11 protein-coding genes are annotated in these 10,966 nt (G+C 62.8%); 6 read left to right on the forward strand and 5 right to left on the reverse strand.

What is annotated here, in order from left to right; genetic code table 11:
• The 4 genes from QMX78_RS17060 to QMX78_RS17075 form a co-directional block, all read right to left on the reverse strand.
• On the reverse strand, positions 1–1,195 hold a 1,195-nt coding region (locus QMX78_RS17060; protein WP_282271761.1), incomplete at its 3' end, for a PLP-dependent aminotransferase family protein.
• 198 nt (positions 1,196–1,393) lie between these two features.
• Positions 1,394–1,999 (reverse strand): DUF6436 domain-containing protein, encoded by a 606-nt coding sequence (locus QMX78_RS17065; protein ID WP_282271762.1) that lies wholly within the window; start codon positions 1,997–1,999, stop codon positions 1,394–1,396.
• Complete coding sequence (locus tag QMX78_RS17070; RefSeq protein WP_282271763.1) at positions 1,996–2,280, reverse strand: hypothetical protein; 285 nt, start codon at positions 2,278–2,280, stop codon at positions 1,996–1,998. Before QMX78_RS17070 ends, QMX78_RS17065 begins: the two co-directional genes overlap by 4 nt.
• Positions 2,281–2,328: 48 nt before the next feature.
• Complete coding sequence (locus QMX78_RS17075; RefSeq protein WP_282271764.1) at positions 2,329–3,741, reverse strand: PLP-dependent aminotransferase family protein; 1,413 nt, start codon at positions 3,739–3,741, stop codon at positions 2,329–2,331.
• A gap of 182 nt (positions 3,742–3,923) precedes the next feature.
• Here QMX78_RS17075 and cyoA point away from each other — a divergent pair, with 182 nt between their 5' ends.
• The 5 genes from cyoA (at position 3,924) to QMX78_RS17100 (ending at position 8,522) form a co-directional block, all read left to right on the forward strand.
• Complete coding sequence (cyoA, locus tag QMX78_RS17080; RefSeq protein ID WP_282271765.1) at positions 3,924–4,823, forward strand: ubiquinol oxidase subunit II; 900 nt, start codon at positions 3,924–3,926, stop codon at positions 4,821–4,823.
• A 5-nt stretch (positions 4,824–4,828) separates the two neighbouring features.
• Positions 4,829–6,811 carry a cytochrome o ubiquinol oxidase subunit I gene (cyoB, locus tag QMX78_RS17085; protein WP_282271766.1) on the forward strand — a complete coding sequence of 661 codons (1,983 nt, stop codon included), beginning with the start codon at positions 4,829–4,831 and terminating at the stop codon, positions 6,809–6,811.
• Positions 6,808–7,437: a cytochrome o ubiquinol oxidase subunit III gene (gene cyoC, locus QMX78_RS17090; RefSeq protein ID WP_282271767.1), complete on the forward strand. Its 630-nt coding sequence runs from the start codon at positions 6,808–6,810 to the stop codon at positions 7,435–7,437. The genes cyoB and cyoC overlap by 4 nt, the downstream gene beginning before the upstream one ends.
• 2 nt (positions 7,438–7,439) lie before the next feature.
• Positions 7,440–7,772, forward strand: coding sequence for a cytochrome o ubiquinol oxidase subunit IV (gene cyoD, locus QMX78_RS17095; RefSeq protein ID WP_282271768.1), 333 nt, complete (start codon positions 7,440–7,442; stop codon positions 7,770–7,772).
• Positions 7,773–7,847: 75 nt separating this feature from the next.
• Positions 7,848–8,522 carry an SCO family protein gene (locus QMX78_RS17100; protein ID WP_282271770.1) on the forward strand — a complete coding sequence of 225 codons (675 nt, stop codon included), beginning with the start codon at positions 7,848–7,850 and terminating at the stop codon, positions 8,520–8,522.
• Between the two features lie 127 nt (positions 8,523–8,649).
• Here QMX78_RS17100 and QMX78_RS17105 read toward each other — a convergent pair whose 3' ends face one another.
• Entirely contained in the window at positions 8,650–10,017 is a 1,368-nt protein-coding gene (locus QMX78_RS17105) for an alpha/beta fold hydrolase (RefSeq protein WP_282271773.1), read from the reverse strand.
• 159 nt (positions 10,018–10,176) lie between these two features.
• On the opposite strand from QMX78_RS17105, the gene QMX78_RS17110 reads away from it, so the two are divergent.
• The gene (locus tag QMX78_RS17110; RefSeq protein WP_282271774.1) at positions 10,177–10,614 is read left to right on the forward strand and encodes a DUF2834 domain-containing protein; all 438 of its coding nucleotides are present in this window, start codon (positions 10,177–10,179) and stop codon (positions 10,612–10,614) included.
• The last annotated feature ends 352 nt before the right edge of the window (positions 10,615–10,966 follow it).

A 10,966-nucleotide genomic window follows, 5' to 3' on the forward strand; every position in this document is an offset into this window, starting at 1 on the left:
GCGGGGGGTTTCGTACCGAAACCCCACTCTGACCCCGGTTTTGCTCTGGCAGGCTGCACCAGGCATGCAATCCCGCCGCCTGCACTTTCAACGAAGGCACCAGCAGATGCGCCGCCAACGCAGTGCGCTCGCGCGCTTCATCCAACACCTGATTCAACAATGCAGTCGCCGAACCATCCAGCAGCAGTTGGCTGACCAGCGCCATCACCAGCGGGTGGCCCATCAGGCAGATCGAACGCAACGCAGTCGCCAGCGCATCGGCATGCTGCTCCGAAGGACAGCGCACGAATGCCGTGCGCAAACCTGGGCTGATCGCCTTCGACAAGGTTGATACGTAGTACACCTGCGCCGGTGCCAACGCCGCAATTGGCGTTGGCTTTTCCACAGCGTGATGCCAATACGGATCGTCCTCGATCGCCAGCAGACCCAACCGCTGCAGCACACGTGCCAACTCAACCCGTCGCTGCCAGGGAATCGTCAGCGCCGTCGGGTTGTTGCAGCTGGGGTTGAGGTATACCACGCGTGCCCCACTCTGCCGCGACGCACGTTCCAGCGCCTCCGGGCACATCCCTTCCGCATCGCCATCGACCGGCAGCAAGCGGCGTCCCAACGATCGTGTCGCCTGCAGCAAGCCCGGATACACCAGGTGATCGCAAAGAATCACCTCGCCTTCCTGGGTCTGGCTGATCAGGATCGAGGCCAGCGCTGACTGCGCGCCTTCGGCAACCACCAATGCCGTATCGGCAATATCGCCCAGCATCGGCTGCAACCAGCTGATCGCCGCATGCCGGTCGGTCGGGCTGCCGCCAGCAAGGTGATACGTCATCAGGTTGGGCGCATTGCTGCGCGCAAGCACGGCAGCGGCGCCACGTCGCAAGGCATCGTTCAAGGCCAATGCATCCGGCACCGGCGGCACATTCATGCTCAGGTCCACCGGTTGGCCGAAGGCGGCTTTCGGCGGTGCGATGAAACTGCCTTGCGGCCCGCGCGCTTCGATCAGGCCGCGTCTGCGTGCTTCATCGAAGGCGCGCGTCACCGTGGTCAGGTCGATGCCGAGCTGCTTGGCCAAGGCGCGCTGCGATGGCAGACGATGGCCGGGCACCAGCTCGCCGGTGTTCATGCTGCGCTCGATGCTGTTGACGATGCGCAGGTAGATCGGGCCGTTGCTGCGCAGCGCGCTGTCCATCCAGTTCATCGCCAAACTCCATTTTTCCCGGAAAAAACTGCGACATCCTGTCGCACCATGTATGGACGATGTAGCCACGTATTGTTTGCATCAGCGGCGGGTGCCTGCTCACAACCATCGGTCGGTTGGAGCGGGTGCCCGCTGTTTTTTTCGCGCGGACACAACGTCCACGCACGCTGGCGCGCATGCAGATTCATCAGCAGCGGATCAAGACTTGCTTTGCCACGGGCAGTAACAGCCCACCGCCAGCAGTCCACGCGGGCGCACCGTCTGGCCATCGACCAGCTTGTCGAGAATCGGCTCGACAAAACTATTGGCCGAGTTGCAGACCATGCCAATGCTGTACGGACCGGCGTAAGCCAGATGCCCTGCCCTGTCCCAGATCGCAACCGCTGGACTGGCCGGGATATGTTCGGCGCCTTCAATCGTCGGCAGTTCCGTCAAACGACCACGCAGATACTCGGGCAGCTCACCTGTCGTGCCCGGGCGGCGCACCGCGTAGAAATCGATGTTGGCGCGGCGATACATGCTGATCAGGTAGCTCAGGTGCGCGCCGGTTTCGCGGTTGCAGACCTTGCAGGTCGGGTCCCAGAAATGCACGACGCGGATGCGCCCGTTGGCGCCAGCCAGTTCCGGCGGCAGCTTGAGTTGGGTGTCGTCGAAGACGATGGCCTGCTCGGCGAACGTGGCCTGCTCGCTGAAGCCGAAGTACTGCCACAGCGCTATCGCAATACCGGCCATCAGCACGCAGCCGGCTGCAATCCACAGCCGCATCCCGCGCCTGCGCGACGATGCGCCGTTGGGCGGGCTCACGAGGCGGCGTCCGCGCCGAACTTGTGCTCGTACTGTTCCAGCATTTCGGCGCAGGAATCGGCCTGGGCGCGGCGGTAGATCTCGGTGCGCTCCGGCGCGCGACTGCGCTGCAGGCACTGCTCGATGGCCGCGCGCTCACTGGCCTGCACATCGGCGGTCTGCGGTCGCGAGCAGACATAGACCAGCGACGCCAGCGCCAGCACCACGAAACCGGCGCAGCCCAGCATCACCAGATGAAACTTCAGCTTGTCCCGACGCACAGCAGCTACCCACATATCCATACAAGATATGCAATGTATCACTTTTGTATGGATATGACCGGAGCGCGGTTAAACGATCGCCTGCGTCCGCGTCTCAGGCGCGGCCGAGATGACCTCGGTGAGCTTGGTCAACGCCGCCGCCAGACTGTGCTGGTCCACCGCCCCGCCCAGGGACAGGCGGATGGCATTGCCGGCCTGCTCCTCGATGCTGAAGGCCTCCGAGCTGGCGATGCCCAGGCCCTGCGCCTGCGCGGCCTGGATCAACCGGTACTGGTCCAGCCGTGGCGGCAACGGCAACCACACATGCAGGCCGGACGGGTGCGCCTGATAGGGCTTGGGCAGGATGCGCGCGGCAATCTGCTGGCGCTGGCGCAGCTCCTGCTGGAAGCGGCGCACCATCTCATCGGCCTGGCCGCTGCGGATCCAGTGCGAGGCCACCGCCACCATCGACTGGGTCGGCATCAGCGCGATCGAGCGCAGGGCGTCCAACAGCGGCTCCATCGGCTCGCCCGGCGGCACCACCAGATAGGCGGTGCGCAGCCCCGGCGCCAGGCACTTGGACAGGGTGGAAACGTAGTAAACCGGGGCATCCGGGTGGCTATCCACCGCCAGCGGCGGCGCCGCGTCGGCGGCCAGCAACCAGTACGGATCGTCCTCGACCACCGCCACGCCATGGCGGCGGGCAATGGCCAGGATGGCCGCGCGACGGGCCTGCGACATGGTCGCGGTGGTCGGGTTCTGGATGGTCGGGATCAGGTAGATCAGGGCCGGCTTGCGCTGCTGGCAGGCCGCTTCCAGTGCGTCCGGCAGCATGCCTTCGGCGTCCATGGCGATGGAGACGATGCCCCGCTGTAATACGCGGGCGGCGGCCAGCAGGCCCGGATAGGTCAGCTGTTCGGCGGCGATCAGGTCACCCGGCTGGGTCTTGGCCAGCACGATGGCGCATAACGCAGCCTGCGCGCCGGGGCAGATCACCACCCGCTCGGCGGAGACGTTGCCCAGAATCGGCGCCAGCCACTGCACGGCGGCGGCACGGTCATCGCGGGAGCCCGCGCCGACGTGGTAACTCATCAACTCGCCCTGCCCCAGCTGCTGGCTGAGCTGCTGGAAGCCGCGCTCCATGCTCTGCGCGAACGGGCTGCTGCCCAGCAACGGCGGGATGTTCATGCTCAGGTCCACCGAGGTGGCGCTGTTGCCGGCCGACATGGCGATGAAGGTGCCGCCAGCGCCCTGCGCGTCGAGCAGGTCGGACTGGCGCAGCTCGGCGTAGGCGCGGGTGACCGTGGTCAGGTCCACGCCCATCAGCTGGGCCAGGTCACGCTGCGGCGGCAGGCGGTCGCCGGGTTGCAGCACGCCATCGTCCACGGCGTCGCGCACCTGCTGGGCAATCTGCAGGTAGAGCGGACCGCTGCCCTCGGCGAAGGGACGGACCCAGGTCCGGTTGGGCTTTTTCAGGCGTCGGCCTGCGGCTGGCTGCTGCATCGGGTGAACCTTCCCTGCTTTGTACGTGCACCAACCCATACAATAATGTATCTTGTATGGACTTGACTGGATCGGCAATCCTTTTGTAGGCACCGCCGTACGGACAGTGTAGCCGCTCCCGGCCCATGCGCCGGGCATCGGCGGTCCCCGCTCAAGAGCTCCTTCAACAGGGTCGACCTTCAATGAATATCTGCTGGAAACGCATCCGCCCAGCGCTGGCCGCTTTGGCATGCGTGGGCCTGTCTGGCTGCAACTGGGTACTACTGGACTCCAAGGGCGACGTGGGCATTGCCCAGCGCGACCTGATCCTGATCTGCATCGCCTTGATGCTGATCGTGGTGATACCGGCCATCGTGCTGACCTTCGTCTTTGCCTGGCGCTACCGCTCCGGCAATACCAAGGCCAGGTACATGCCCGATTGGGCGCACTCCACCAAGGTGGAAATCGTGGTCTGGGGCGTGCCCCTGATCATCGTCGCCGTGCTCGCCGTCATCGTGTGGAAATCCACCCACGAGCTTGACCCTTACAAGCCGCTGGATATTCCCGGCGAGCCGCTGCATGTGGAAGTGATCGCCACCGACTGGAAGTGGGTGTTCGTCTACCCGGACCTTGGCATCGCCACGGTCAACCAGCTCAACTTCCCGGCCGGGCAGCAGCTGGCCTTCGACATCACCTCCAACTCGACGATGAATACCTTCTTCATCCCGCAGCTGGGTGGGCAGATCTATGCGATGGCCGGCATGCGCACGCAGCTGCACCTGGTGGCCAACGAGCAGGGCAAGTTCGACGGCATGTCGGGCAATTACAGCGGTCACGGCTTCTCCAACATGAAGTTCGTCGCCACCGCGATGAGCCAGCCACAGTTCGATGACTGGGTTGCGCAGGTGCGGCAGTCGCCGGATCAACTGAGCTTCGACGAATTCAAGCGCCTGGCCGCGCCGACGCGTAAAGAACCGGTGCGCCACTTCGCCAGCGTCGAGCCGCTGCTGTTCAAGAAGGTCATCGACCAGTTCATCGGCGTGGGTGAGAACACCGCGACCACGTCCGGCCACAACGCAGCTTCCAAGGCCCCCCAGGAGTAATGAGCATGTTCGGTAAGTTGACGTGGGACGCCGTGCCGTTGCACGACCCGATCGTCGTGGTGACATTGGCGGGCATGGTGCTTGGCGGCATCGCATTGCTTGCCGCCGTCACCTATTTCAAGTTGTGGGGCGTGCTGTGGCGCGACTGGTTCACCACGGTGGACCACAAGAAGATCGGCATCATGTACATCGTGGTGGCGCTGGTGATGTTGGTGCGTGGCTTTGCCGATGCACTGATGATGCGCGCGCAACTGGCCGCGGCCGGTCCCGGCAGCGATGGCTTCCTGCCACCGGAGCACTACGACCAGATCTTCACCGCGCATGGCGTGATCATGATCTTCTTCGTGGCCACACCGTTCGTGGTGGGCCTGATGAACATCGTGGTGCCGCTGCAGATCGGCGCGCGAGACATGGCCTTCCCCTTCCTCAATGCTTTCAGCTTCTGGATCTTCGTGGTCGGCGCTGCGCTGATGATGATCTCGCTGGGCCTTGGCGAATTCGCGATGACCGGTTGGGTGGCGTACCCGCCGTTGTCCGGCATCGAGTTCAGTCCAGGGGTAGGTGTTGATTACTACATCTGGGCGTTGCAGGCCTCCGGTGTCGGCACCTTGCTGACCGGCGTCAACCTGTTCATCACCATCCTGCGCATGCGTGCGCCGGGTATGACCTTGATGAAGATGCCGGTGTTCACCTGGACCGTGCTGGTCACCAGCGTGATCATCATTGCCGCGTTCCCGATCCTGACCGTCGCCCTCGGCGCGCTCACCCTGGACCGCTACCTGGACTTCAACTTCTACACCAATGACCTGGGTGGCAACCCGATGATGTACGTCAACCTGGTGTGGGCCTGGGGCCACCCGGAGGTGTACATCCTGGTATTGCCGGCGTTCGGTATTTTCTCCGAGATCACCGCCACGTTCTCGCGCAAGAAGCTGTTCGGCTACAAGTCGATGGTGGGTGCAACGCTGGCGATCGGCATCCTGTCGTTCGTGGTGTGGCTGCACCACTTCTTCACCATGGGTTCCGGTGCCAGCGTCAATGCCTTCTTCGGCATCATGACGATGATCATCGCGATCCCGACCGGCGTGAAAATCTTCACCTGGTTGTTCACCATGTACGGTGGCCGCGTCGAGTTCAGCGTGCCGATGCTGTGGACCATCGCTTTCCTGGTCACCTTCACCATCGGCGGCATGACCGGCGTGCTGCTGGCCATCCCGGGCGCGGACTTCCTGCTGCACAACAGCCTGTTCCTGGTGGCCCACTTCCACAACACCATCATCGGTGGCGCGCTGTTCGGCTACCTGGCCGGCTTCGTCTACTGGTTCCCGAAGGTGTTCGGCTTCACCCTCAACGAACGCCTGGGCAAGTGGTCGTTCGCCTGCTGGATCATCGGTTTCTACCTGGCCTTCATGCCGCTGTACATGCTCGGCTTCATGGGCATGACCCGGCGCATGAACCAGTACGACAACCCGGCGTGGACGCCCTACCTGATTGCTGCCTTCGTCGGCGCGCTGTTCGTGCTCGCAGGCATCGTGCTGATGCTGGTGCAGATCTACGTCAGCATCCGCGACCGCAAGCAGAACCAGGACATCACCGGCGACCCGTGGAATGCGCGCACGCTGGAATGGCAGACGCCCTCGCCGCCGCCGTTCTACAACTTCGCCGTGGTGCCCAAGGCCGACACCCTGGACGCCTTCCACGAAGCCAAGAAGGAAGGCCTGCCCAAGCCACCCAAGCACTACGCGCCGATCCACATGCCGCGTAACACCGGCGTGCCGCTGATCCTCAACATCTGGATCCTGGCACTGTGCTTCGCCTTGATCTGGCACATCTGGTGGCTGGCCGGTGCGAGCTTCGTGGCGATGATCGTCACCTTGATCGTGCGCTCCTACGACGAGGACGTGGATTACTACGTCAGCGCCGAAGAAGTGACCGCCATCGAGAACCAACACCAGAACAAGCTCAAGCAGCACAGGGTGATTGCATGAACATCATGTCCAACGTCGCCGTAGACAACGCACAGGCGGCCGAGCACAGCCATGACGACCATGGCCACGACCAGGGCGGCATGAAGGTCTTCGGCATGTGGGTCTACCTCATGTCCGACCTGGTGCTGTTCGGCTCGCTGTTCGCCTCCTACGCGGTGCTCAGCAACGCGTATGCAGGCGGCCCGACCGGTGCCGAACTGTTCTCGCTGCCGTTCGTGCTGGTGGAGACCTTCCTGCTGCTGGTGTCCAGCATCACCTACGGCCAGGCCGTGCTGGCGATGCACCGCCAGGACAAGCGCGCGGTGCTGACCTGGCTGGGCGTGACCTTCGCACTCGGTGCCGGCTTCATCGGCATGGAAGTGTATGAGTTCAACCACCTCATCCACATTGGCGCCGGCCCTACCACCAGCGCCTACCTGTCCGCGTTCTTCGCGCTGGTTGGCACGCACGGCCTGCATGTGGCCAGCGGCCTGATCTGGATGGCGGTGGTGATGCACCAGGTGAAGCGTCGCGGGCTCACCCCGACCAACGTCACCCGCATCTCCTGCCTGAGCCTGTTCTGGCACTTCCTGGACCTGGTCTGGATCTGCGTCTTCACCTTTGTCTATCTGATTGGAGTGTTCTGAACATGTCCGACAACGACACCTCCCGCGCCGGCAGCGGACATGGCTCCACCAAGTCCCACCTGATCGGCTTCGTGATCTGCGCCGTGCTCACCGTCATCCCCTTCATGCTGGTGATGAACCCGACGCTGTCGCGGCCACTGACGATGGCCCTGCTGGTCGGCTTTGCCGTCGTGCAGATCATCGTGCAGCTGGTGTACTTCCTGCACATGAACCGCTCCTCGGAGGGCGGCTGGAACCTGGCCAGTTTTGTTTTCACCCTGGTCATTCTTTTCATCGTGGTAGCGCTCTCCATCTGGATCATCTGGAGCATGCACTTCCACATGATGGTCAACTGACGCACGCAACGGGCCGGCACACCATGCCGGCCCGTTGCATGTAGTTCGGCTGTCCGTCCTTCATCGACCATAGCCATGTCCCGCACCAACACCCCCGCCACCGGCCTCGCCGCACTGGCCCGCAAACTGCACCTGTCCACCATCGCGATAAGCGCCGCCACCCTGCTGCTGGCCGCCTGCGCCGCAAAGCCCAAGGTGGATTTCTACGGCAAGGACATCGCCTGCGAAGCACTCGGCCAGCAATGGACGATGCCCGACAGCACAGGCGTAAACCGCAGCCCGGCCGACCTCAACGGCAAAGTGACGTATCTCTTCTTCGGCTTCACCAGCTGCCCGGACGTCTGCCCCACCACCATGGTGGAGTTGAACCACGTAAAGCACCTGATGGGCTCGGACGCCGACAAACTGCAGGTGATCTTCGTCACCGTGGACCCGGCCCGCGACACACCTGCTGTTGCCGAGACTTATGTAAAAGCGTTTGACCCAACTGCGACTGCGCTGGTTGGTGACGATGCGCAACTGGCCGCAATGGCAGCATCCTTCAAAGCCTTCTACGACCGCGAAGAAGGCAAGCACCCCGGCGCCTACTCAATGAGCCACACCGCAGGCGGCTACGTATTCGATCGCCAAGGACGGCTGCGTCTGTTCGCACCCTACGGCATGCCGGTAGAGCAGCTGTTCTCGGATGTGCAGCGACTAACGCTGGAGCCAACACGCCCCAACCCAGCAATCTGTGACGCAACCGGTTAGCCCCGCTCCCGCATGACCAAAGCCCCTCTCCCGCCAGCGGGAGAGGGGTTGGGGTGAGGGCAGAACAAAACCCTAAAACCCAAACCTCCAGCACCCAACCAAACTCAGCTGTGAGAACCCAAAACCCTCACCGCTCAACACACCTACCACCAACCTCCCCACCCCCAACAAACACCCCAACCGCCTCAACAAAACACCCAGGCGCAAAGTAAGACAGCAAATGCGCCCCACCCTCCACCGTACTGAAGCTCACCTCCCCAGCCTTCCCGAGCACAGCCGCATGCTCCACCGCCCCCGCATACGCCGTATTCGGATCCAAGGTCCCATGCACAACCAAGGTCCTGGGTAACGCACCCGGCGACTTCCCAAACCAAGCATCCTTCGCATAAGCAGGCACAGGCGCGCCCACCAGAAACCCCGGGATCGCACTGACAGACAAGGCCCCAGCAGCCTCCTGCTCCACAAGCTCGCGCGTAAGCCCCGGCCGCGCATTGTTCTCCGAAGCCGAGATCAACATCACCAGCGGCAACGAAGGCTGGTTGTTACCGCCCTGCCCCATCCCCGCCATCGCCGTCTTCAACTCCGCCACCGTCGCCAGCAGCGCGGACGTATCGTCCACCGCCAGCCCATCAACGATGTCGGGAATATGCGCACGCAGCGCAGGGAAGTTCAGCAGTGAGCCCAGCAACCGGCGCAGATCACCGCCCGGCACCTCGTCCTTCCACGGCGCCGTCGGCGCAGCGGCCAGCACACGCTGATAGACCGCCACCTTCTGCTCGCCCAGCACCGCACGCCCCACCGCATCCACCAACGCCGTGCGCCGGCTCAGATCCCACTGCTCGGTGGTCTCCAGCGGCACCAGTCCATCCAGGATCAAACCGTCCAGCGGCATCGGCGCCACCTGCAGCACACGCAAGGCCAGCTGCGTGCCATACGACACCCCGTACAGATAGGTCGGCCCACTGCCGCGATAGCGCGACATCAGCAGCGCAAGATCCTGCGCCGCCTCAGTCACCGAGAACGCCTGCGTGCGCGCCGCATCCGCATACATCGCGCCAATGCAGCCACCCCACTCGTCCCCGGCCAGCGCAACGCCATCGGCGCTGTCCGCCGCCTCCTGTACCGGGCAAATCCGCTCCGACCGTCCCACGCCACGGTGGTCCGGAATCACCAGGTCATAACCAGGAAACGCACGCCGGAACGTCGCAACCACCGGATACAAGGACGCCCCGGACTCACCAGGCCCACCAGCCAACAACCAAACCTCCCCGCGTCGCTCCGCCGCCTCGGCAGGAAAGCGCCGCACGAACAGCTTCAGCGAACCATCGCCCGGCGACTCGTGCCGCAGCGGAACATGGGTAGTGACACAGAGGCTGCCTTTCAGCGCAGGAGACGAATCCGCATCAGCGCAGGCCACCGGCGCCTCGAAGGCCAGCTCCGCGTGCGCGGGAAGGGCTGCAAATAGTGCAGCCGCAAGAACAACAGATCGAAACATCGACTTTCATCCCCTGATGAGCAGGCGACAGCATGCCAGTGTGTTGGGATGGCGGGAATGTTCATCGGTAATGGGGGATAGCGGGCTGAGCGCGCCTCGGTGTTGCTTGGTGCCGCTGAGCTCTTACGGGCTTCGGAAACAATTGCGGATTGGACTTCCTTGATCACACTGAAACTCCCGAGCTCGCCACTCAACAAGGCCCAGGATTATTTGGTTCAAGCGATAATCCACGCCAGAGATAGCCAATCGAATCAGCCGGAGAGCAACATGCGGTTTGTTTACCTACTTCTCTGCATCGCAGGCACCGCCCTACCGCTCGCACAGTTTGTGCCATGGATTTCCGCCAACGGCCTCAATGTGCCGCTCTTGGTGCAGCAGGCGACATCCAGCAACATTGCCGCTTTTGCCTGGGCGGATGTCCTCATCTCGGGGCTCGCGACAATTGCACTCATTTGCGCCGAAGGGCGCAGGCTGGGGATGCGTCGTTTGTGGCTTCCGCTATCCGGCATTGTGGTTGGCCCATCATTAGCGCTCCCACTGTTCTTGTTGCTCAGGGAGCGACATCTCGTGACCGCTAGAAAGAAAATCCTCCGATAAATCGCGACCACCAGAGCCGACGCTAACCAGACGACTCCCAGTCAATCAACCAGCAATTCTTCACAAGAAACATTTTCACCGGAATAAAATCTATTCTTGATGGAGCCGCAGCACTCGGAAAGGCCACAAATCATTGTTTACAGCCAACAAATATCAACCCACTCGACTCAAAGCTAATTTCACGCACATCGTACGCTGAAGTTTATTAAAGATGGCTCCTAGCCAATGAATCGCCCAGGCTTTTGTAGACACTCTTCAGCCGTTTAGTGCGTACTGCCGTTCAAACTCTATCGGGGACAGGCCGCCATTGGAACCGTGTCGCCGTGTCGGGTTGTAAAACATCTCGATGTAC

The organism is Stenotrophomonas sp. PS02298, assembly GCF_029959445.1.
Classification (GTDB): Bacteria; Pseudomonadota; Gammaproteobacteria; order Xanthomonadales; family Xanthomonadaceae; genus Stenotrophomonas.

Excerpts from the sequence above, each read along its gene's own strand:
- QMX78_RS17070 (WP_282271763.1), bottom strand. The coding sequence starts at position 2,280 with ATGGATATGTGGGTAGCTGCTGTGCGTCGGGACAAGCTGAAGTTTCAT.
- QMX78_RS17075 (WP_282271764.1), bottom strand. The coding sequence starts at position 3,741 with ATGCAGCAGCCAGCCGCAGGCCGACGCCTGAAAAAGCCCAACCGGACC.
- cyoA (WP_282271765.1), top strand. The coding sequence starts at position 3,924 with ATGAATATCTGCTGGAAACGCATCCGCCCAGCGCTGGCCGCTTTGGCA.
- cyoB (WP_282271766.1), top strand. The coding sequence starts at position 4,829 with ATGTTCGGTAAGTTGACGTGGGACGCCGTGCCGTTGCACGACCCGATC.
- cyoC (WP_282271767.1), top strand. The coding sequence starts at position 6,808 with ATGAACATCATGTCCAACGTCGCCGTAGACAACGCACAGGCGGCCGAG.
- cyoD (WP_282271768.1), top strand. The coding sequence starts at position 7,440 with ATGTCCGACAACGACACCTCCCGCGCCGGCAGCGGACATGGCTCCACC.
- QMX78_RS17100 (WP_282271770.1), top strand. The coding sequence starts at position 7,848 with ATGTCCCGCACCAACACCCCCGCCACCGGCCTCGCCGCACTGGCCCGC.
- QMX78_RS17105 (WP_282271773.1), bottom strand. The coding sequence starts at position 10,017 with ATGTTTCGATCTGTTGTTCTTGCGGCTGCACTATTTGCAGCCCTTCCC.